Source organism: Exercitatus varius, assembly GCF_029577735.1.
GTDB classification, from domain to species: Bacteria; Pseudomonadota; Gammaproteobacteria; order Enterobacterales; family Pasteurellaceae; genus Exercitatus; species Exercitatus varius.
The window spans coordinates 1-21,108 of sequence record NZ_JARQTO010000002.1 but is presented as its reverse complement, the minus strand read 5'-3'; the positions used below and the strand labels follow the sequence as shown (position 1 = coordinate 21,108).

Here is a 21,108-nt window from a genome sequence, read left to right as displayed (position 1 = left end):
CCAATCTGTTTAAACAAAAATCGGTTCCAGCAATGTCCATTGCTGCTCAAATCCCTGATTTGCCGTGCGGCGGAAATTAGTGCGTACCAAACGCATCATCTGCCCCTCACAGAAGGTGACAAGATGCGCCGCAATCATTCGTTCGTCAATCGCAAAAGTTTTACCTTCGCGGATTTTACTCATTTGTAACACATTCACGAATTGTAATTCAAGACGATCAAAAAACTGCGCGACGCGAAGTTGAAGCCGGGCGTCTTCAAACATCAGCGCATGCCCGGTTAATACGCGGGTTAATCCCGGATTTTTACGGGCGAAATCCAGAACCATCAATAAAATGTCGTGTACCCGGCTGACCGTATTGGTTTGCAATGCTTTCGCCTGATCAATTCGGGTGAAGAGATTTTTTTCGATATGATCAATCAGCGCTTCAAACATTTTCGTTTTATTGGGGAAATAACGATACAATGCCGCTTCCGAAACACCGACGGCTTCCGCTAAACGCGCCGTAGTCATGCGTTCCATGCCGCGTTCGGAATGTAACATATTCATGAGAACGGCCAATACCTGCTGGCGGCGTTCTTTAACGCTGCGCTTTTCAATTTTTATCGTATTCGTTTCCGGTGCAGGTTCTAAATCCGCAATTTCGAGTTGTTCAACCATAATTTATTTCTTGCCCGAATGTCCGAAACCGCCTTCACCGCGATCCGTTTGTTCAAATTCTTCCACAATATTAAATTCGGCTTGTACCACAGGAACAAAAACCAGTTGCGCGATACGATCGCCCGCTTCCACCTTAAACGGCTCACTGCCGCGATTCCACATGGAAACCATTAACGGTCCTTGATAGTCACTGTCAATCAACCCTACCAAATTACCTAATACGATCCCGTGTTTATGACCTAAACCGGAGCGGGGCAAAATGACTGCCGCTAACTGCGGATCGGCGATATAAACGGATAAACCGGTAGGGATTAATTTGGTTTCACCCGGTTGAATTTCAAAGGTTTCATCAACCAAAGCCCGCAAATCCAGGCCGGCCGACCCCGCCGTAGCATAGGCGGGCAACGGAAATTCCGTACCGATACGGCTATCTAAAATTTTAACATCAATTTTTTTCATTCGGATTCCCTTTACTCTTTCTTAATTTTCCTTTCTTTGCAGTGAAAAGAGAAATATTCATCATGCACGATATCGCGCAACAATTTCTTCTACCAACGTTTTCGCCAATTCGCTTTTGGAAGCGGTCGGCAACAATTTCTCGCCGTCTTTCCAAAATAAGTGCAACGCATTTTGATCCGCGCCGAACACGCTTCCTCCCGCCACATTGTTGGCACAAATCATATCCAGATTTTTGCGCACCAATTTATCCCGGGCATATCGCTCGACATCCTGCGTTTCCGCCGCGAAACCGACCACAAAAGGACGGCGTTCGGTCAAATGCGCCACATCGGCAATAATATCCGGGTTTTTCACTAACTTTAACGCAAGCTCGTCGTTATCTCCCGTTTTTTTGATTTTCTGTTCCGACACTTCCGCCGCACGGTAATCCGCTACCGCGGCACAACCGATAAATACGGAATTTTTGACCGCACTTTCCAAAGCCGCCCGCCACATTTCCCGCGCTGAAGTAACATCGATACGTGTTACTCCCGCCGGCGTCGTTAAATTTACCGGCCCGGCAATCAGTGTGACTTCCGCACCGCGTTCGGCGAATGCCGCCGCGATAGCAAAGCCCATTTTGCCCGAACTGTGATTACTGATATAACGCACCGGATCGATAGCTTCACGGGTCGGTCCCGCGGTAATCGCCACGGATAAACCGGTTAAATCCCGTTTGCGCTCAAAGTATTCGGAAAGTGCGGTGAAAATTTCGCCCGGTTCGGACATACGCCCCGCGCCCACATCACCGCAAGCCTGAAAACCGCAGGCCGGACCGATAAATTTCATCCCGCGCGCGGCTAATTTCGCAATATTCTCCTGCGTTACCGTTTGCGCGTACATTTGTTGATTCATCGTCGGCGCTAATAAAATCGGCGAGGCGGTGGCAAGACAAACGGTCGATAACAAATCGTTCGCCATGCCAACGGTTAAACGGGCGATAAAATCCGCGCTGGCGGGGGCGATCAACACGGCATCCGCCCATTTCGCCAATTCAATGTGTCCCATGGCCAGCTCGGCGGCCGGATCCAGCAAAGATTGAGAAACGGGATTGCCCGAAATCGCCTGCAAGGTTAAAGGCGTGACAAATTCAGCCGCGGCGGGCGTCAACACCACACGGACTTCCGCCTCGTTTTTACGCAACAGACGAATCAGTTCAATGCTTTTATACGCCGCAATGCCGCCCGTTATTCCCACGACAATGCGTTTTGCTTTCAACATTGTTAGTCCCCTTTCACATCTTATAAGTTCGAGCATTTTACTTCAAATTTCCCGAAGAAAAAATTTTATTTTGCGATCCCCGTTCCAAATTCGAAATTCCAATCTGGCGGGAATCGGGAAAATACGCCAAAGTGCGGTCAATTTTTGTGAAGTTTTTGAGGAAATCATGGAAAATCAATCGCTCATGCCCAGAGAAAAATTGCTGAAATTCGGCCCCGAAGCGCTGGAAAACCATGAATTACTGGCAATTTTTCTACGAACGGGGATGAAAAACTGCCCCGTTATGCAGCTTTCCCAAGAGGCGTTGCGCCATTTCGGCTCTTTACGCGGACTGATTTCCGCCAGTCGGACGCAATTCTGCCAATTTAAAGGAATCGGCATTACGCAATATATTCAGTTACAGGCTTGCACGGAAATGACAAAGCGTTATCTTGCGGAGCAACTCGCTTTTACCCACGAGTTTACCAATCCGCTCACCGTCAGGCTTTATTTGCAAACGGAATTGGAACATTACGAACGGGAAGTGTTCTGCGTACTGTTTTTGGACAATCAACATCGTCTGATAAAAAAAGAAGAAATGTTTCAGGGCACCATTAACGCCGCATCGATTTACCCGCGGGAAATCATCAAAACCGCGTTATATTGCAATGCCGCCGCGCTTATCCTCGCCCACAATCATCCTTCGGGACGGGCGGAACCCAGCGCCGCCGACGAACGGATTACCAAACAAATCCAAGCCGCCGCAGAATTAATGGAAATTCGGATTCTGGATCATTTTATTATCGGAAAAGGCTGTTACTTTTCTTTCGCCGAGCAAGACCTGCTGTAGTTCCGCTTGGCTCATCAACGGTTTTCAGGTAAAATCTCGCGGTTTTTTAAAGGAAAATCCAATTTTCACTTGAGAAAACGGATTTTAGCAAGTATAATTTGCGACCTTTAATATAGTAAGCGGGTCGGCAACCAACGAGCGACCTGACGAGGTAGCTCTCAAGGCTTTCCTTGAAATTGTATCCGAACCGTAAGCTCGAGCTTATATTTAATTATTGGAGATTATTATGTCTAGAGTCTGTCAAGTAACAGGCAAACGTCCGGCAGTTGGTAACAACCGTTCGCACGCATTGAATGCGACTCGTCGTCGTTTTCTACCAAACTTGCACACTCACCGTTTCTGGGTTGAGAGTGAAAACCGTTTTGTAACTTTACGCTTAACCGCCAAAGGTATGCGTATTATCGATAAAAAAGGCATCGATGCAGTATTGGCTGATATCCGTGCTCGTGGCGAAAAAATCTAAGGAGCTAAAACATGGCAGCTAAAGGCGCTCGTGAGAAAATCCGTTTAGTTTCTTCAGCGGAAACCGGTCACTTCTACACAACAGATAAAAACAAACGTAACATGCCGGAAAAAATGGAAATCAAAAAATTTGATCCGGTTGTGCGCAAACACGTTATCTATCGTGAAGCCAAAATCAAATAATTTGGTTTTACGCCGAATCGAAACCCGAATGAAAATTCGGGTTTTTTATTGTCTGCCGAACGCCACGACTCCGCTGTAAAAAATATGGTATAGTGACGAACCTCTATTTGTAAATTCCCGGAAATCCATATGCCCGAACTTCCCGAAGTCGAAACCGCCAAAAACGGTATAGCGCCTTATTTGAACGGTTTTTATATCGAAAAAATCGTCGTTCGCCAGCCTAAATTACGTTGGCCGGTCAGTCCCGAACTTGCCCGAATTTCTCACCAAAAAGTGACCGCACTTTCGCGTCGGGCGAAATATCTGATTATTCACACGGAACAAGGTTATATCGTCGGTCACCTCGGCATGTCGGGTTCCGTGCGCATTGTGCCGCCGGACGCCACCGTAGATAAACACGATCATCTGGACATTGTGATGAGTAACGGCAAAATCATGCGTTATAACGATCCCCGCCGCTTCGGCGCCTGGCTTTGGACGGAAAATCCGGATGAATTTCATCTGTTTGCCAAACTGGGTCCCGAACCGCTTTCCGACGAATTCAACGGCGATTATCTGTTCAAAAAATCTCGCAAAAAATTGACCGCACTTAAATCCTTCATTATGGATAATGCCGTGGTAGTCGGCGTCGGCAATATTTACGCCAACGAAGTGCTGTTTCAATGCGGGTTGCATCCTGAAAAACCGGCGGGCAAAATCACCAAAACCCAGGCGGCGCTGCTGGCGGAAACCATTAAAAAAGAATTGGTCCGCGCCATCGCCCAAGGCGGTACGACGCTGAAAGACTTTCTGCAACCCGACGGACGCCCCGGCTACTTCGTTCAGGAATTACAAATTTACGGTAAAAAAGGCGAAAATTGCCCAAAGTGCGGGCAAAAAATCGAAAGTTTTTTAGTCGGACAACGCAACAGCTATGTTTGCCCGCATTGCCAGAAAAAATAACGCGTTCTGTCTTTTTTATCGGAAAAGTTCCGTATAATTTTGCCGCTTCACGGCAAAAAACAAAAAAACCGCTTGCAAAACCTGTTTATTTTCGCAATGCTTATAGCAATGAGTTCAAATAACGATAAGAGGTTCTTATGTCTTCACGCACTCCATTATTTTCAGGAAGTATCGTTGCATTAATCACACCCATGGATAACCACGGCGAAGTGGATTACGACGAATTAAAAAAATTGGTTGAATTTCACATCAAAGCGGGCACTAACGCGATTGTTTCGGTCGGCACCACCGGTGAATCCGCCACACTGAGCATCGATGAAAATGTGAAGACGATTCTGAAAACCGTGGAATTTGCCGCCGGCCGCATTCCGGTTATCGCCGGAACGGGCGCCAATGCCACCAGCGAAGCCATCACCATGACGAAATTATTACGTGACAGCGGCGTTGCGGGTTGCTTAAGCGTGGTGCCTTATTACAACAAACCGACGCAGGAAGGCATGTATCAGCATTTCAAAGCCATCGCCGAATGCACCGATTTACCGCAAATTCTTTACAATGTACCGGGACGTACCGGTTCCGATATGAAACCGGAAACCGTCGCGCGTTTAGCAAAAATTCCGAATATCGTAGCGATCAAAGAAGCGACCGGAGACGTCAGCCGGGTAAAACTCATTAAACAATTGGCCGGCGAAGATTTCATTTTCTTAAGCGGCGACGATGCGACCGGTTTGGAAAGCATGAAGCTGGGCGGGCAAGGCGTTATTTCCGTCACCAACAACCTGGCGGCGGCAGACATGGCGAAAATGTGTAAATTTGCGTTGGAAGGCAACTTTGAAGAAGCGGAAAAAATCAACCAACGCTTAATGCCGTTACACCGCGATTTATTTATCGAAGGCAATCCGATTCCGGTAAAATGGGCTGCCTATAAAATCGGCTTAATCAAAGATCCGTTTTTGCGTCTGCCGTTAACCGTATTAAGCGAACAGGCGCAACCGAAAGTACTCGAAGCGTTAAAAATTGCGGGTTTAATCTGAAATTAACCGAATATTGATAAAAAGCCGCACGCGTCGCAACGTGTGCGGTTTTCATTTAAACTTTTCCCCCAAAGTGCGGTCAGAAAACAGAATATTCTTTAAATTTAAGGAAAAAGAATGAAAAAATGCTTATTCCCTTTAACTGTGCTAGCCGTTGTCGCGGCGACCGGTTGCGGAAACACCAGCCCTTACGCTAACGACAGTTACGAAAAACACGCCAGCGCACCGACCTTCACGACTATCGATACCGCCGGTATTCAGATCGTCGGTCAAAACGATACTTACGCCTTACCTGAAACCAATGTCAAAAAGGGCGAAAATATGGACATTCGCCCGCCGGCCGTTCCAATGGCGATTATCGGCAATTCCGTCGCGCAATTTGACGGCGAACGGGCATCCATCATTTATTCGCCGGAAAAAGCCAGTGTTTATAATATTCAGCAAATGGCGCGTTTGTTAGAAGAAAGATCCATTAAATTCACGGCAAAAGACAACCAAATCGAAACCGATTGGACCAATTTCGGCGCCAAAATGGATCCGGGCGAAACCCTGTTGCGTTACCAGATTAACCAAGTCGGTAATCAGGAGGCTAACGCTTTAGTGGTGAGCGTACTGGAAGCCAAACGTGACGAAATTCTGTTCACGCCAAGCCAAAAAGAGAAAGAACGTTACACCTCAAGTTTGTTGAATCAGTTCGTGGGCGAATTGAACGCCGATTATCAAAGCCAGGCGCAGGCGGTGGCAACGCCGACGGCAAGCGGACCGATTCAAACGGCGATCATTACCGATTCAAACAACCATCCGGCTTTAGCGATGTCTTCCGAATTCCAGCAGTCCTGGATCAAACTCGGTGAAGCCTTGCCGCAATTAGGTTTTGAAACGGAAGAAGAAACCGTCGGTCGCGGCTACCGTAAACTGAACTATAAACCGCTAAGCCAGACGGAATGGGCACGTTTCGGCGTCTCCCGACCTGATCTGGAAGACGGCGAATACAGCATGCAAATCAGCGCGCACGGCAAACAAAGTTCCGTCGTCATCAGTGATGAAGACGGCAACGCTATCAGCGGTGACGCCGCGCAAGCGCTATATCAGGCACTGGCGCGCTTAATCGGCAAATAATCGCCGAATCCTTCTCCGAAAGGCACATATTTGTGCCTTTCTTTTTAATCACGATACCATCATGACAACGCGTAACGGCTTTACTTTTAAACAATTCCATATCAATCACGATCGCTGTGCGATGAAAGTGGGAACGGACGGCATTTTGCTCGGCGCCTGGGCCGATGTGGCAAGCGCGCGATCCGTATTGGATCTCGGCACCGGTTCGGGATTAATCGCCCTCATGTTAGCGCAACGCAGCGACGAAAATGCGGAAATTCACGGTGTGGAACGGGATCCCGCCGCCGCTCGGCAAGCCCGGGAGAACTTCAACGCTTCACCCTGGGCGCATCGCCTGCATGTGCATTGTGCCGATATTGCGGATTTCGCCCGAAAGTGCGGGCAAAAATTCGATAATATTGTGGCGAATCCGCCCTATTTTGCACCGGGTGTGAATTGCCGTAATCACGAACGTGACGCCGCCCGTTACATCGCGGCGCTTTCTCATGAGGAATGGTTGCGGATTGCTTCGTCTTTGCTGACGGAACAAGGCATGATCCATTTTGTTTTGCCGGCGGAACAAGGAAAAACGTTAAAAAAATTGACCGCACTTTATTGCGTACGGCAATGTGATGTGACGACCAAACAAGGTAAAGCGCCGCAACGGGTGTTATTGAGTTTTATGAAACGGAAAAAAGAAACGGAACACGGCAAATTGACGATTTATGATGAAAAAAATCGCTATACGCTAGAATTTATTCAATTAACCCGCGAGTTTTACCTGAAATTTTGATAATTTCAAATTTTATTCAAAAACCTGATTAAAATAATCCGCCACGGATTGCGCAACCGCTCGAATTACGCTACATTCGAAACTGAATAGAAATTCAGAAAAATAACATATCTATTCATTTTTATTCAATGCAAACATATAACATAAAATAGCGAGGGCGTTATGTCAAGTACCAGCAAAAATCCAGTCAGAGGGCTGATTATCTTAGTCGCGGATCTGATACTCTTCTTTACTCTATTAAATATCCTGCCCTTTAATTCTCAGGAAAACCGAGGCCTTGCCTTACTGGTTTTCATCGGTATTTTGTGGCTGACCGAGGCTTTCCACATCACGATTACCGCCTTGCTTGTGCCGGTTTTCGCCATCGGATTGGGCGTACTGAATACCAAAGCGGCTTTTGCGCCCTTTTCCGAACCGATTATTTTTATGTTCTTCGGCGGCTTTGTGATTGCGGCGGTGCTGAATATTCAGAAAATTGACTTATGGATTGCCAATCACGTCATTCGTTTGGCGCGGGGCAATTTAAGGCTCACGATTTTCTACCTGTTTGCCGTCACCAATCTGTTATCCTTCTTCATCAATAATACCGCGGTCGCCGCTTTGATGTTGCCGCTAACACTGGGCATTCTGCATAAAGTAGATATGAAAAGTAACCGTAATCTGTATGTTTTCGTGTTGCTCGGCATTGCTTTCAGCGCCAGTATCGGCGGAATAGCCACATTGGTGGGCTCCGCCCCGAACGCCATTTTGGCATCGCAAATCAAAGTTTCATTTTCGGAATGGCTGGCGTACGGCGTACCGGTAACATTCTTGCTGCTGATTGCCATGATTATTTCACTTTTAATTGTACTGCGCCCGAATTTTAACGTGCCCTTTGATGTTGAAATTGAAGAAATTCCCATGAACGGCAAACGTATTATCACATTGGTCGTATTCAGCCTGACTGCGTTATTTCTTATTTTCAGTTCCGTACTCGAACCCGTCGTACGAAACGCGCTCGGATTAACCTCCGCCATCCGCAGTTTTGATGCGTTAATCGCGATGATCGCGGTAATGGCGTTCACCTTAAGCGGTACGGCGACCTGGAGCCAAATTCAAGATCGTACGGAATGGGGCGTGCTGTTACTTTGCGGCGGCGGCATGGTGTTAAGCATTGTGCTGAAAGATACCGGCGCCAGCAAAATTCTGGCGGAAACCATCGTGTCTTATATCGGTCATAAAAACTGGTGGTTAATGGCGATTGTGATGACGGCATTTATTCTGTTCTTAACCGAATTCACTTCTAACACCGCAAGCGCCGCGCTGCTTATGCCGATTTACATTTCCGTGGCAACTTCATTAGGGTTGCCGCCTATCTCGCTGGCGGCAATTATCGCTTGCGGCGCATCCTGCGCATTTATGCTGCCGATTGCCACCCCGCCGAACGCCATTGTATTTGCGACCGGCTATATAAAACAAAAAGAAATGTTACAGGTAGGGATTATCTTAAATACTATCGGCGTATTTATTATCGGCTCGCTGTCTTATTTCTTCTGGATGACTTGGTGGTAATAAATCACGGCAAAAAGAAAGGCTTGGATTATCCAAGCCTTGAATTTACTGATTTGACTCGAAAAGTGCGGTCAAATTTTCACGAGTTTTTTAATGGGCTTCATCCCAATTCACCCCGACGCCCACGTCCACAATTAACGGGACCGCCAGCTGAGCGGCGCTTTCCATTTTTTGCTTAATCAGCCGACTGAAAAACTCCGCTTTTTCCGACCGCACTTCAAACACCAATTCATCATGCACCTGCATGATCATCAGAATATCCTCGTCGCCGGCAATGGCGTGATCAATATCGATCATCGCGCGTTTAATAATATCCGCCGCCGTTCCCTGCATCGGCGCATTAATCGCCACTCGTTCGGCGCCTTTACGACGCGCGGCGTTTGCGGATTTAATATCCGGCAGATACAAACGGCGACCGAACAGGGTTTCCACGAAACCCTGCGCTTTCGCTTTTTCCTGAATGTCATGCATGAAAGTTTGCACATTCGGATAGCGCTGGAAATATAAATCCATGTACTTTTTCGCTTCGAGCCGGGAAATGCCTAACTGACGGGAAAGCCCGAAGGACGACATGCCGTAAATCAAGCCGAAATTAATCGCTTTGGCGCTACGGCGTTGTTCGCCGGTCACCTCTTCCAGCGGTATGCCGAAAATTTCCGATGCGGTAGAACGGTGAATATCGCGTCTTTCAATAAAAGCGTCGGTCAGCCCTTTATCGCCGGACAAATGCGCCATAATCCGCAGTTCGATTTGCGAATAATCCGCCGCAATAATTTTGTAACCGTCACGGGCGATAAACGCCTGACGAATGCGACGCCCTTCTTCGTTGCGGATAGGAATGTTCTGTAGATTCGGATCCGTCGAAGAAAGCCGCCCGGTCGCCGTGACGGCCTGATGATAAGAGGTATGCACCCGCCCCGTATGCGGATTAATCATTTGCGGTAATTTATCGGTGTAAGTGGATTTCAGTTTCGCCAGGCCGCGGTGTTCCACCAACAGCTTCGGTAATTCATGCTCAAAGGCCAATTCCTCCAACACTTCTTCTTTGGTGGAAGGCTCGCCTTTCGGCGTTTTCTGTAACACCGGCAAATTCAGTTTATTAAACAAAATCTCCTGCAATTGTTTCGGAGACGCCAGATTAAAGGATTCGCCGGCGATTTCATAGGCTTTAGCTTCCAGTTCGGTTAATCTTACGGCGAATTCCCGCGACTGAATTTTCAAGGCTTGGGCGTCAATCAGCACGCCGTTACGTTCGATACGGGAAAGTACGGGAACCAACGGCAATTCAATATCATTGAATAAGGCTTTCAGACTCGGTGTTTTTTCCAGCTCCGGCCAAAGCGTTTGATGCAGTTTCATGGTGACGTCCGCATCTTCCGCCGCATATTCCGCCGCCTGCGCCAATGGGATTTTATCGAAAGTTAACTGATTTTTCCCCTTGCCCGCCAGGCTTTCGAAAGAAATGGTTTGATGGCCCAGATAACGTTCCGCCAACTCATCCATATTATGCCGGCCGGTGCTGTTTAACACATAGCTTTCCAGCATGGTATCAAAGGCTACGCCTTGCACCTGAATGCCGTGATTGGCGAAAATCGTGAGATCGTATTTTAAATTCTGTCCGATTTTCCGAATGTCGGTGTCTTCCAGCACCGCTTTCAACTGTGCCAGACAATCCGTTTTATTAAGCTGCTGCGGCAATAACCGCCAATGGGTTTGGGCGCTTGCTTCCGGCTCGGCGAACAAATCGGCTTGCCCACTTTCATCGGCTTTCCGGGCTTCACCGTCTTGCGTCGTTTGATGCACGTGCGCCAACGGAATATAACAGGCTTCGCCGTTCTCCAAGCCGAAAGAAATGCCCACCAGCTCCGCCGTCATAGCATTCAGCGAATCGGTTTCCGTATCCAGCGCCACCAATTTTGCCCGCTGAATTTTGGTAATCCAGTCCTGCAGCTGCGCCGGCGTGGTGACGGTTTCATACAAAGTGCGGTCAATTTTTACCACGTTTTTCACCGCACTTTCGGTTGTCGAGGTCGCCGGCGAGGCTTGGTAAGGATTCACTTTAACCGGTTGTGACGTCGCTTGGGTCAGCGGACTGTCGCTCGTCAGCACTTCATTCAGCCAGCGTTTAAATTCGTAACGCCCGAACAAGGTCGCCAGTTCGTCATTATCGGACGAACCGATAACCAAATCCTCCGGCGCCACTTCAAGTTTAACGTCGGTTTTTATGGTCGCCAGCACATAGGACAGCTCCGCATCCGCTTTTGCCGCCAATAACTTTTCGCCCAATTTTTTCGCACCGCGAATCGGCAAATCCGCCACTTTATCCAAGTTAGCATACACTTCCGCCATGGAACCGATGCCCTGCAGCAAGCCCAACGCGGTTTTTTCGCCTACGCCGGCAATACCCGGAATATTATCCGAACTGTCGCCCATCAGCGCGAGATAATCAATGATAAGTTCCGGCGGAATGCCGTATTTCTCAATCACGCCCTGACGATCGAGCAACGTGTTGTTCATGGTGTTGATAAGCATGATGTTATCATCCACCAACTGAGCCATATCTTTATCGCCGGTACTAATCAAAACCTTTTTTCCCTGTGACGACGCCTGCACGGCAAGGGTGCCGATCACGTCGTCCGCTTCTACGCCTTCAATGGAAAGCAAAGGAATGCCCAACGAGCGAATAATGTGATGCAACGGCTCAATCTGCCGCCGCAAATCATCGGGCATCGGCGGGCGGTGGGATTTGTACTGCTCGAACAATTCGTCGCGAAAAGTCTTGCCTTTCGCATCAAACACCACCGCAATGTGGCTGGGCTGCACTTGAGAAATCAGGCTTTTCAGCATATTCAGCACACCGAACATCGCGCCGGTGGGTTCGCCCTGCGAATTGTTGAGCGGCGGAAAAGCATGAAACGCACGATAAAGATAAGAGGAGCCGTCCACAAGAACGAGCGGATTTGGAGCAATCTGAGCCATTGGAAAATCCCGCAATCTGATAAAAACTGACAAGCATTATAACAGACAAATAAAAAAGCACGAACCGAAGTCCGCGCTTAAAAAAACTATGCAAAAATCACCCGCACTTTAACAGAATTGCCAGCTTTGATCCTGCGCATTAATAATCAGTTGCTTATCGTGATGCGTCCGCAATGTAGAACGGTGGCCGACGCTGATAATGGTCGTGTACGGCAAGCGCGCGCGTAACAGCCGATACATTGCGTCTTCCAGCCCTTCGTCCATGCTCGCCGTGGCTTCATCCAGAAACGCGACAATCGGTTTATGAATTAACAGACGCGCAAAAGATAAACGTTGCTGTTCGCCCAGAGAAAGAGTGCGCATCCAGTCGTTTTCCTGTTCCAGTTTATCCGCCAGATGACCGAGCTGTACTTCGCGTAAAGTATCCGCCGCCGCAGCCAAATCCGCATCCACAGGCGTCACTTCCGGATAATATAAGGCATCAATTAAACGTCCTTGCGGCAAATAAGGCTTTTGCGACAAGAACAGCGCATGATGCTGCGGGCAATGCACGGTGCCCTCCGAAAACGACCACAAGCCCGCCGCCGTTCGCAATAAAGTGGTTTTGCCGGAACCGGACGCGCCTTTGATTAACATCGACGAACCTTGCGGCAGGTTTAAATTTAAATCTTTAATCAGCACTTCACCCGTCGGCTTTTTCACAAAAAGTCGCTCAAAAACGACCGCACTTTCGCTGTCTTTCAATACCACATGAGAAACCTGAGTAGCCTGGCTGACGGCGCTGTGAAATCCGGTTAAACGATCGAGCACGGCGCGATATCCGGTAAACTCGTCATAAACGTTCCGGAAGTAAGATAACGCCGATTGCACGCGGCCGAAGGATTGCGCCGTCTGAATTAAATCCCCCAATTGGATTTGTTTGCTGAAATAGCGCGCCGCTTGAATAATGAACGGAAAAATGACCGAAATCTGCGTCATCATCACGTTAAAACCGGATAACTTCAACGTCATGTACACCATTTTCCACACGTTATCAATCACATACCCGAACTGTTTGTACAACACGTTTTTTTCCATTTTTTCGCCGCGGAAAAAGGCGATGCTTTCCGCATATTCTTTCACCCGAATAAGGGAATAACGATAGTTCGCGTTCAGGCGTTCGTTTAAGAAATTCAAGTGAATTAACGGACGACCGATGCGGAAAGCGAAAATACTGGTAATCAGCACATAAATAAAAACCAGGAATACCATGGCATGCGGCACGGTTACGCCGGCGATATTCATCGGCCCCGCCAAATTCCACAGAATTAGCGTAAACGCCACAATGGAGACGACGGAAGAAATCACGCCGGTGGCAAAACTGATGGACGAACTGACATAAGATTGAACGTCTTGCTGAATACGTTGGTCCGGGTTATCAAGCTGATTATAAACATACTGAGACTTATAATAAGCCTGTTGCGTCATCCATTTTTCCACCATATTTTCATTCAACCAGGTGCGCCATTGAATGGTAAAGCGTTGAGTGAGGTAGTAAGTCAGCAAAATATTGCTGATATGAATGACGGCAAGAACCGAAAACACCATCATTTGCAGCCAAAATACGTTTTCGTCCATTTTCTGCAAAGCGTCGTACATGGCTTTATACCAGTTGGAAAAGAGGATATCCAACCGCACGGAAAGTAGGTTAAAAAAGACGATCACAATAAAATAAACCAGCGGTTTCGCACTACGTTTAGGCGACAAATAATCTTTCCCAAGCGACCAGAACTGATACGCCCAGCGAGTGGTTTTCACTAAAATCCACACCATCAGACTGAATACAACGGCAGTAATGCCGATGGCTTTCAAAATCCAGAATATCGAGGCAAGTAATTCTTCGCTGTAATTCATGAGTTCTCTTTATTTCCGCTAAAAAATGACCGTTATTGTTGAGCAAAATACAATGGAGTGCAAGAAAAATGTGATGAACCCTACACTTTTTGACATTAATCATTATTTCGTATTCGAACATCGCTATAATCACAACTAGTTAATTTTATCAAACTTGAGGAGGGCTTCATGTCCGATATTGCGGTAACCATCTCCGTGCTGTCGCTGGTGGCGGTGCTGGGGCTATGGATTGGTCATTGGAAAATCAGAGGTGTGGGATTAGGCATCGGCGGCGTGCTGTTCGGGGGAATTATTATCTCCCATTTTGCCGCTCAATACGGTCTGCGGTTAGACGAACATACGCTTCATTTCGTTCAGGAATTCGGTTTAATTCTGTTCGTTTATACCATCGGGATTCAGGTGGGGCCGGGTTTCTTCGCCTCTTTGCGTGAGAGCGGGTTAAAATTAAATGCGTTAGGCGCGTTAATCGTCTGCCTGGGCGCATTATTGGTGATCATCATTCATCAAGCTACCGATATACCGCTCGATGCTATTTTAGGGATCTATTCCGGAGCGGTTACTAACACACCTTCATTAGGTGCCGGACAACAAATTCTGAATGAATTAGGCATGCATGACATCACCGAAACCATGGGGATGTCCTACGCCATGGCCTATCCGTTCGGGATTTGCGGTATCCTGTTAACCATGTGGCTGATCCGTTTATTTTTCAAAGTTAATATCGATAAAGAAGCGGAAAATTTCGACCGCGAAACGGGCAAGGATAAAGAAACCATTCAAAAAGCCAATATCCGCATCACCAACGCCAATTTTTCAGGTTTAAATTTACGGGATATTCCCGGTTTTGAAAAACACGGTATTGTGTGTACCCGATTAAAGCGTGATCAGGACATTTTCGTGCCGCAGGCGGATACTCAGCTACAAATCGGCGATATCCTGCATTTTCTGGGCGATCCGAAAACGTTGCGTGAAATGGAGTTAATTCTCGGCGAATCCATAGAAGTGGAAGCTTCCGCCATGCGAGGTAATCTACGCACCGAACGCGTCGTGGTCACCAATGAAAAAATCCTGGGCAAAAAAATCCGCACTTTAGCCTTTCACCAACAATACGGCGTGATGATCTCCCGCCTCAACCGAGCCGGTGTGGAATTGATTCCAACCGCCAACACCACTTTACAATTCGGTGACGTGTTACACATTATAGGCGGCGTCGACGTAATGGATAAAGTGATCGAAATGTTCGGTAACGCTCAATCAAAACTTAATCAGGTTCAAATGCTACCGGTCTTTATCGGTATAGGATTGGGCGTATTACTGGGTTCCATTCCCTTCAGCATCCCGGGCATTCCCGTTCCGTTAAAACTCGGGCTGGCGGGCGGACCGCTTGTCGTCGCCTTAATTCTGGCGCGAATCGGTACTATCGGCAAACTTTACTGGTTTATGCCGCCAAGCGCCAACCTCGCCTTACGGGAAATCGGTATCGTATTATTCCTGTCCGTGGTGGGCTTTAAATCCGGCGGCAATTTCATTCATACGCTGGTCAACGGGAACGGTCTGGAATGGATGTTCTACGGCATTTTCATCACCTTTGTGCCGTTATTGATAGTCGGCGTTATCGCACGGATTTACGGCAACCTCAATTACCTCAGCATTTGCGGATTAATCGCGGGTTCAATGACCGATCCGCCGGCGTTAGCCTTCGCGAATTCGTTAAAAGAAAATTGCGGCGCCTCCGCCTTGGCTTACGCAACGGTTTATCCACTCGTCATGTTCTTGCGCATCGTCTCTCCGCAATTACTTGCCATTCTGCTCTGGTCCGCCGTATAAAAAACTCCCGTAAAATCGACCGCACTTTCCCCTTTATGCCGGAAAGTGCGGTATAATTTTGCCCGATTTTTATAACAATACTAGAGAACTTTATGTCACAACCGACTTTTGATGATTTCGATCTTGCTCCCGAACTGCTTAAAGCGTTAGCTAAAAAAGGCTACAACCGCCCGACGGCCATTCAGCAGGAAACCCTTCCCGCCGCGATGGAAGAACGGGATATTTTAGGCTCCGCGCCGACGGGCACCGGTAAAACCGCGGCGTTTTTGCTGCCCGCCATTCAGCATTTATTAGATTATCCGCGCAGAAAACCCGGCGCTCCGCGCATCTTGGTGTTAACGCCCACCCGCGAATTAGCCATGCAGGTCGCCGAACAGGCGAAAGAATTGGCGCAGTTCACCAAACTCAGCATCGCGACCATCACCGGCGGCGTGGCATATCAGAATCACGGCGAAATCTTCAATAAGAACCAGGATCTGGTGGTCGCCACCCCCGGACGTCTACTGCAGTACATTAACGAAGAAAATTTCGATTGCCGTTCCGTTGAAATGTTGATTTTCGACGAAGCGGACAGAATGCTACAAATGGGATTCGGGCAAGATGCCGAAAAAATCGCGGCGGAAACCCGTTGGCGCAAACAAACCTTATTATTTTCCGCCACGCTGGAAGGCGAACCGCTCCGGGATTTTGCGGAACGAATTCTGGATAACCCCGTCAAAATTGACGCGGAACCCAGCCGTCGCGAAAGAAAAAAAATTAACCAATGGTATTATCACGCCGACAGCGTCGAACATAAAATCAAGCTGGTCGCCCGTTTTATCGAGCAGGAAAAAGTTACAAAAGGCATTCTTTTCGTACGTCGTCGGAAGGATGTGCGGGAATTATCGGAAACGTTGCGCAAACGCGGAATCCGTTCCGCCTATCTGGAAGGCGAAATGGCACAAACTCAGCGTAATCAGGCTATCAACAAACTCAAAAACGGCACGGTGACGTTATTGGTGGCGACGGATGTGGCCGCCCGCGGAATCGATATTGACGATGTCAGTCATGTCATGAATTTCGATTTGCCTTACAGCGCCGACACCTATCTGCATCGAATCGGACGGACCGCACGCGCCGGCAAAAAAGGCACGGCGGTGTCTTTCGTAGAAGGACATGATTACCCTTTACTAGGCAAAATCAAACGTTATACGGAAGAATTACTTAAACCGCGGATAATCGAAGGCTTGGAACCGCGAACCAACCCGCCGAAAAACGGCGAGACAAAAACCGTGTCAAAAGAAGCGAAAGCGCGTAAAAAACAAAAACTGGCCGAAAAGAAAAAAACGGAGCAGAAGAAAAAAGTCAAATTGCGTCATAAAGATACCAAAAATATCGGCAAACGACGCAAACCGACAAATGCCCAAAATCACTGAAAAAAATGCGGTCAAATTTGACCGCACTTTTGTTGCTTCGTTGCAAAGAATTCATACGCTGATTATTTCAGTTCCTGAATCTCTCGTATCACTTCGCCGGGATCCAATTCCAAGGCGCGACAATAAGTTATAAATTCAAAAATATCAAGTCTTCTATCGCCGGTTTCCACTTTTCCGATAAAGGAATGCACAACGCCCATTTTCATACCTAATGCGCGTTGTGATAAACCTAATTCCTTTCTTCTTTTAAGCAGAAAATCTCTCAACCAGCTGTGCTCAAAAGAATGTATTGATAATCTTATATTTCCCATTGCACCGATTTTAGGTGCAATATAAAATGTACCCATTTCAGGTACAAATTAAATGATTACGCAATAAAACCTAAGGAGTAAAAAATGAAAAAATTATTAATGGCGGCTTGTATTGTCGGTTTGCTGACGGCTTGCGCATCCGAACAAAAACGTTATGTAGCGACAGGCGGCAGTAAAGCCGACGGCGTAATTAACCTTTCTTACGAACAACGATACTACGAAAGGAGCAGTCCGAATCCAAACCAAGGGCTACGTTTAGCGCAAAAAAGATGCAGACAGTGGGGCTATCAAAACGCCGAAAGATTTTCGGGTCATACAAGTAAATGCAATCAAGTAAGAGGGCATAAATGTCTTAGCTATTTAATCACGGTGCAATACCAGTGTTTCTAACGCATAATGATGTCGGAATAGCTTTGTCCTAATAAAAAATGCGGTCAAATTTGACCGCACTTTTGTTTATACCGATTAAAGTTTTTCCACTAACCGGATCGCTGCGCCGATATAAGTCGCCGGCGTTAACGCCTGCAAACGGGCTTTTTCTTCCGGCGGAATATCCAGTTTTTCGACGAATTCGCGCATCGCTTTTTCATCTACGCGCTTACCGCGGGTTAACTCTTTGAGTTTTTCATACGGTTTTTCAATTCCGTAACGACGCATAACCGTTTGAATCGGTTCCGCCAGAACTTCCCAGTTTTGATTTAATTCGTCCCGCAAATGTTGTTCATTAACTTCGAGCTTGCTGATTCCTTTACGCGTCGCCGCATAAGCGATCAGACAATAACCCACGCCGACGCCCAAATTACGCAATACGGTTGAATCGGTTAAATCACGCTGCCAGCGGGAAACCGGCAATTTCTGACCTAAATGCGTCATCACCGCATTTGCCAGGCCAAGATTTCCTTCCGAATTCTCAAAATCAATCGGGTTAACCTTGTGCGGCATGGTGGAAGAACCGATTTCACCGGCAACGGTACGCTGTTTGAAATGATTTAATGCGATATAACCCCAAAGATCGCGATCAAAATCGATGATAATCGTATTGAAACGCACCACGCAATCGAAAAACTCTGCGATATAATCGTGCGGTTCAATCTGGGTGGTGTACGGATTCCAGCTAATCCCCAACGAAGTCACAAATTCTTCACTGAACTGATGCCAGTTAAGTTCCGGATACGCGCTTAAATGGGCATTGTAATTTCCTACGGCGCCGTTGATTTTGCCCAGAACTTCAATGTTTTCCAATTGTTTGAATTGACGGCGTAAACGATAAACCACATTCGCCATTTCTTTTCCGACGGTTGAAGGCGAAGCCGGCTGACCGTGAGTACGCGACAGTAACGGAATATTTTTGTATTCGTGGGCAAGACGGGTGATTTCATCAATCAATTTTTGCCATTCAGGCAGGATAACTTCTTCACGTGCGGTTTTTAACATCAAGGCGTGAGAAAGGTTATTGATGTCTTCCGATGTGCACGCGAAGTGGATAAATTCGGAAACCGCCGCTAATTCGGGAAGTGCGGTGGATTTTTCCTTCAAAAAATATTCTACCGCTTTCACATCGTGGTTGGTGGTACGTTCAATTTCCTTAATACGTTCCGCATCCGCAAGATTAAAATTCGCCACAATATTATCAAGGTAATCGTTTGCGTCTTTGGACAAAGCTTTAACTTCCCGGATTTCTGCGGTTGCCGCCAATTTTTGCAGCCAACGAACCTCAACGGTTACGCGAAATTTTAATAAGCCGAATTCGCTAAAAATAGTGCGAAGTGCCGTCACTTTATCTTGATAACGTCCGTCAATGGGGGAAAGTGCTGTTAACGCATTGAGTTGCATAGAGTTTGCTCCATTAGATTGTTTGGTAAATTTGTTTTGCCGCTTTTAGAATCTTGCGACGGGAGAAAAGAATTTGCCATTTGGTGCCGCCGAGCTGCTGCCATAATACCGCCGAACGAATTCCGGCCAACAGGCAGGCCCGAATACGGTGATGCATAGCGGGTTGCTGCAAATAAAGAGGTGAACCGACGACATGAATTTTCTTACCGAGCGGACTGATGATATCAGTATAGATTGATGCCATTTTTTCAAACATCGTTTCGCTGCACAAACCGTAATGTTCAAGTTGTGTCGGTAGATATCGAATACGATCGGCCAACGCATTTTTAGCTTTCGGGGATTTTGTCAGTTTACCGGATAAAGCTAAAATACTTAACCAATAACGCGCCAATTCGTTATCCATGGCATTTAATTGCTCAATCAGCGTTTTCAACCCTAACTTAATATTCGCCAAGGAACCGCGATACACCGCCGTAATATTATCCGGTTCAGTCTGCAATAAAGAGTAAAGGCTGGTTTCTAGCGCGTTAAGATCCGCTTCGCCGCTATGGGCAAATTGTTGGACTAACTTCGCCGCCTGACAAACACCGGCTAATGCAATAGCAATATCGAAATAATCAGATGCCATAAAATTCAAAATATTGAAAAAGTGCGGTCAAATATAGCACATTTTTAGCTAAAATTCTTTGAAAAATAATTCAGCTGAGGCTGTAAGCGCCAACCCTCTTTTTGCCAGAACAAAGTGGCGTCCTCATTAGTCTTAAACGCCAATAAACGGCCTTTTGTAACGCCTTTTTCTTGCAACGCTTTCTCCAAAACTGACATTAATGCGGAAGCAATCCCTTTTCGCCGATAAAGCGGATTTACCGCTAAATGATAAACGGTTGCCCGGCGGCCGTCAAAACCGCACATAACCACGCCTACGATTTTATTTTCGCGAGAGGCAATGTAATTTAAACCGGGATTAAAACTAAGGAATTCGGCAATCGCCTGAGGAGTATCATCTGACGGATTCAGTTCAACCCCTTCCATTGACTGCCAGAGTGCATAAACCTCATCAAAATGATGAGGAAACATCGGATGAATAATAAAAGACATAGCTGAAATACACAGACGAGCAATATAAGATTGGTTTATAGTATAAAGTATCTACATTGACGACACAAAAATAAATCCCAATGGAAGCCGTAAGAAATGAGAATAATATGGCAGGGGCGGAGAGGCTCGAACTCCCAACACCCGGTTTTGGAGACCGGTGCTCTACCAATTGAACTACGCCCCTATTGGTATGAAAATAAATTGGCGGAATGGACGGGACTCGAACCCGCGACCCCCTGCGTGACAGGCAGGTATTCTAACCAGCTGAACTACCACTCCGCTAAAATGGTAATTGGCAGTGACCTACTCTCACATGGGAAGCTCCCACACTACCATCGGCGTTACAACATTTCACTTCTGAGTTCGGCATGGGATCAGGTGGAACTATTGCACTATTACTGCCAAAAAATTTTTATTTTTTAAATTCACTTATGACATTAGTCGGTTACTCAGTGAACTTAAAAAATAAAACCTGGCGGTG

General features: G+C 47.1%; 20 protein-coding genes, 2 tRNA genes and 1 rRNA gene. 11 read left to right on the top strand and 12 right to left on the bottom strand.

Features of this window, described 5'->3' with window-relative positions; genetic code table 11:
• Positions 1-9: 9 nt before the first annotated feature.
• The 3 genes from slmA to coaBC are packed head-to-tail and all read right to left on the bottom strand — an operon-like array spanning position 10 to position 2,379.
• Entirely contained in the window at positions 10-663 is a 654-nt protein-coding gene (slmA, locus tag P7M01_RS02695; RefSeq protein WP_317475632.1) for a nucleoid occlusion factor SlmA, read from the bottom strand.
• Positions 664-1,119: a dUTP diphosphatase gene (gene dut, locus P7M01_RS02690; RefSeq protein ID WP_202936778.1), complete on the bottom strand. Its 456-nt coding sequence runs from the start codon at positions 1,117-1,119 to the stop codon at positions 664-666.
• 60 nt (positions 1,120-1,179) lie between these two features.
• Positions 1,180-2,379 carry a bifunctional phosphopantothenoylcysteine decarboxylase/phosphopantothenate--cysteine ligase CoaBC gene (coaBC, locus tag P7M01_RS02685; protein WP_317482941.1) on the bottom strand — a complete coding sequence of 400 codons (1,200 nt, stop codon included), beginning with the start codon at positions 2,377-2,379 and terminating at the stop codon, positions 1,180-1,182.
• A gap of 166 nt (positions 2,380-2,545) precedes the next feature.
• Between coaBC and radC the strand changes: the two genes are divergently transcribed.
• The 8 genes from radC to P7M01_RS02645 all read left to right on the top strand — a co-directional run bounded on the left by radC (position 2,546) and on the right by P7M01_RS02645 (position 9,271).
• Complete coding sequence (radC, locus tag P7M01_RS02680; RefSeq protein ID WP_317482940.1) at positions 2,546-3,208, top strand: RadC family protein; 663 nt, start codon at positions 2,546-2,548, stop codon at positions 3,206-3,208.
• Between the two features lie 226 nt (positions 3,209-3,434).
• On the top strand, positions 3,435-3,671 hold the full coding sequence (gene rpmB, locus P7M01_RS02675; RefSeq protein WP_011201102.1) for a 50S ribosomal protein L28: 237 nt from the start codon (positions 3,435-3,437) through the stop codon (positions 3,669-3,671).
• Between the two features lie 11 nt (positions 3,672-3,682).
• Positions 3,683-3,853: a 50S ribosomal protein L33 gene (rpmG, locus tag P7M01_RS02670; protein ID WP_011978673.1), complete on the top strand. Its 171-nt coding sequence runs from the start codon at positions 3,683-3,685 to the stop codon at positions 3,851-3,853.
• Positions 3,854-3,982: 129 nt separating this feature from the next.
• Positions 3,983-4,795, top strand: coding sequence for a bifunctional DNA-formamidopyrimidine glycosylase/DNA-(apurinic or apyrimidinic site) lyase (mutM, locus tag P7M01_RS02665; RefSeq protein WP_317482939.1), 813 nt, complete (start codon positions 3,983-3,985; stop codon positions 4,793-4,795).
• 137 nt (positions 4,796-4,932) lie between these two features.
• Positions 4,933-5,829 (top strand): 4-hydroxy-tetrahydrodipicolinate synthase, encoded by an 897-nt coding sequence (gene dapA / locus P7M01_RS02660; RefSeq protein WP_317477606.1) that lies wholly within the window; start codon positions 4,933-4,935, stop codon positions 5,827-5,829.
• 117 nt (positions 5,830-5,946) lie between these two features.
• On the top strand, positions 5,947-6,948 hold the full coding sequence (bamC, locus tag P7M01_RS02655) for an outer membrane protein assembly factor BamC (protein ID WP_202936773.1): 1,002 nt from the start codon (positions 5,947-5,949) through the stop codon (positions 6,946-6,948).
• Positions 6,949-7,009: 61 nt separating this feature from the next.
• A complete protein-coding gene (locus P7M01_RS02650) occupies positions 7,010-7,720 on the top strand; it encodes a tRNA1(Val) (adenine(37)-N6)-methyltransferase (protein WP_202936772.1) in 711 nt (236 codons plus the stop codon).
• A gap of 162 nt (positions 7,721-7,882) precedes the next feature.
• Positions 7,883-9,271 carry an SLC13 family permease gene (locus tag P7M01_RS02645; protein ID WP_317482938.1) on the top strand — a complete coding sequence of 463 codons (1,389 nt, stop codon included), beginning with the start codon at positions 7,883-7,885 and terminating at the stop codon, positions 9,269-9,271.
• 90 nt (positions 9,272-9,361) lie between these two features.
• Here P7M01_RS02645 and polA read toward each other — a convergent pair whose 3' ends face one another.
• On the bottom strand, positions 9,362-12,250 hold the full coding sequence (gene polA / locus P7M01_RS02640; protein ID WP_317482937.1) for a DNA polymerase I: 2,889 nt from the start codon (positions 12,248-12,250) through the stop codon (positions 9,362-9,364).
• 108 nt (positions 12,251-12,358) lie between these two features.
• Entirely contained in the window at positions 12,359-14,143 is a 1,785-nt protein-coding gene (locus P7M01_RS02635) for an ABC transporter ATP-binding protein/permease (RefSeq protein WP_317482936.1), read from the bottom strand.
• Between the two features lie 168 nt (positions 14,144-14,311).
• Between P7M01_RS02635 and P7M01_RS02630 the strand changes: the two genes are divergently transcribed.
• Together P7M01_RS02630 and srmB are read left to right on the top strand one after the other, a co-directional pair.
• The gene (locus P7M01_RS02630) at positions 14,312-15,970 is read left to right on the top strand and encodes a putative transporter (RefSeq protein WP_202936768.1); all 1,659 of its coding nucleotides are present in this window, start codon (positions 14,312-14,314) and stop codon (positions 15,968-15,970) included.
• Positions 15,971-16,062: 92 nt separating this feature from the next.
• Positions 16,063-17,385 carry an ATP-dependent RNA helicase SrmB gene (gene srmB / locus P7M01_RS02625; protein ID WP_317482935.1) on the top strand — a complete coding sequence of 441 codons (1,323 nt, stop codon included), beginning with the start codon at positions 16,063-16,065 and terminating at the stop codon, positions 17,383-17,385.
• Positions 17,386-17,447: 62 nt separating this feature from the next.
• On the opposite strand, the gene P7M01_RS02620 is transcribed toward srmB, so the two are convergent.
• Positions 17,448-17,732 (bottom strand): helix-turn-helix domain-containing protein, encoded by a 285-nt coding sequence (locus P7M01_RS02620; RefSeq protein ID WP_317480664.1) that lies wholly within the window; start codon positions 17,730-17,732, stop codon positions 17,448-17,450.
• 48 nt (positions 17,733-17,780) lie between these two features.
• Here P7M01_RS02620 and yecR point away from each other — a divergent pair, with 48 nt between their 5' ends.
• Positions 17,781-18,086, top strand: coding sequence for a YecR family lipoprotein (yecR, locus tag P7M01_RS02615; RefSeq protein WP_317475556.1), 306 nt, complete (start codon positions 17,781-17,783; stop codon positions 18,084-18,086).
• A 75-nt stretch (positions 18,087-18,161) separates the two neighbouring features.
• On the opposite strand, the gene purB is transcribed toward yecR, so the two are convergent.
• The 6 genes from purB to rrf all read right to left on the bottom strand — a co-directional run bounded on the left by purB (position 18,162) and on the right by rrf (position 21,033).
• Entirely contained in the window at positions 18,162-19,529 is a 1,368-nt protein-coding gene (gene purB / locus P7M01_RS02610) for an adenylosuccinate lyase (protein WP_317477597.1), read from the bottom strand.
• 13 nt (positions 19,530-19,542) lie between these two features.
• Positions 19,543-20,157 (bottom strand): high frequency lysogenization protein HflD, encoded by a 615-nt coding sequence (gene hflD, locus P7M01_RS02605; protein ID WP_317480665.1) that lies wholly within the window; start codon positions 20,155-20,157, stop codon positions 19,543-19,545.
• A gap of 44 nt (positions 20,158-20,201) precedes the next feature.
• Positions 20,202-20,627, bottom strand: a complete 426-nt coding sequence (locus P7M01_RS02600; protein ID WP_317480666.1) for a GNAT family N-acetyltransferase — start codon at positions 20,625-20,627, stop codon at positions 20,202-20,204.
• A 108-nt stretch (positions 20,628-20,735) separates the two neighbouring features.
• Positions 20,736-20,811: transfer RNA gene (locus tag P7M01_RS02595), tRNA-Trp, on the bottom strand.
• Positions 20,812-20,829: 18 nt separating this feature from the next.
• Positions 20,830-20,906: transfer RNA gene (locus P7M01_RS02590), tRNA-Asp, on the bottom strand.
• An 11-nt stretch (positions 20,907-20,917) separates the two neighbouring features.
• Positions 20,918-21,033, bottom strand: a 5S ribosomal RNA gene (gene rrf, locus P7M01_RS02585).
• Between the last annotated feature and the right edge of the window lie 75 nt (positions 21,034-21,108).

Coding starts and splice junctions, on each gene's coding strand:
- hflD (WP_317480665.1), bottom strand. CDS start 20,157: ATGGCATCTGATTATTTCGATATTGCTATTGCATTAGCCGGTGTTTGT.
- P7M01_RS02650 (WP_202936772.1), top strand. CDS start 7,010: ATGACAACGCGTAACGGCTTTACTTTTAAACAATTCCATATCAATCAC.
- mutM (WP_317482939.1), top strand. CDS start 3,983: ATGCCCGAACTTCCCGAAGTCGAAACCGCCAAAAACGGTATAGCGCCT.
- srmB (WP_317482935.1), top strand. CDS start 16,063: ATGTCACAACCGACTTTTGATGATTTCGATCTTGCTCCCGAACTGCTT.
- purB (WP_317477597.1), bottom strand. CDS start 19,529: ATGCAACTCAATGCGTTAACAGCACTTTCCCCCATTGACGGACGTTAT.
- yecR (WP_317475556.1), top strand. CDS start 17,781: ATGAAAAAATTATTAATGGCGGCTTGTATTGTCGGTTTGCTGACGGCT.
- coaBC (WP_317482941.1), bottom strand. CDS start 2,379: ATGTTGAAAGCAAAACGCATTGTCGTGGGAATAACGGGCGGCATTGCG.
- bamC (WP_202936773.1), top strand. CDS start 5,947: ATGAAAAAATGCTTATTCCCTTTAACTGTGCTAGCCGTTGTCGCGGCG.
- polA (WP_317482937.1), bottom strand. CDS start 12,250: ATGGCTCAGATTGCTCCAAATCCGCTCGTTCTTGTGGACGGCTCCTCT.
- P7M01_RS02630 (WP_202936768.1), top strand. CDS start 14,312: ATGTCCGATATTGCGGTAACCATCTCCGTGCTGTCGCTGGTGGCGGTG.
- P7M01_RS02645 (WP_317482938.1), top strand. CDS start 7,883: ATGTCAAGTACCAGCAAAAATCCAGTCAGAGGGCTGATTATCTTAGTC.
- dut (WP_202936778.1), bottom strand. CDS start 1,119: ATGAAAAAAATTGATGTTAAAATTTTAGATAGCCGTATCGGTACGGAA.
- rpmB (WP_011201102.1), top strand. CDS start 3,435: ATGTCTAGAGTCTGTCAAGTAACAGGCAAACGTCCGGCAGTTGGTAAC.
- P7M01_RS02600 (WP_317480666.1), bottom strand. CDS start 20,627: ATGTCTTTTATTATTCATCCGATGTTTCCTCATCATTTTGATGAGGTT.
- P7M01_RS02635 (WP_317482936.1), bottom strand. CDS start 14,143: ATGAATTACAGCGAAGAATTACTTGCCTCGATATTCTGGATTTTGAAA.
- dapA (WP_317477606.1), top strand. CDS start 4,933: ATGTCTTCACGCACTCCATTATTTTCAGGAAGTATCGTTGCATTAATC.
- radC (WP_317482940.1), top strand. CDS start 2,546: ATGGAAAATCAATCGCTCATGCCCAGAGAAAAATTGCTGAAATTCGGC.
- rpmG (WP_011978673.1), top strand. CDS start 3,683: ATGGCAGCTAAAGGCGCTCGTGAGAAAATCCGTTTAGTTTCTTCAGCG.
- P7M01_RS02620 (WP_317480664.1), bottom strand. CDS start 17,732: ATGGGTACATTTTATATTGCACCTAAAATCGGTGCAATGGGAAATATA.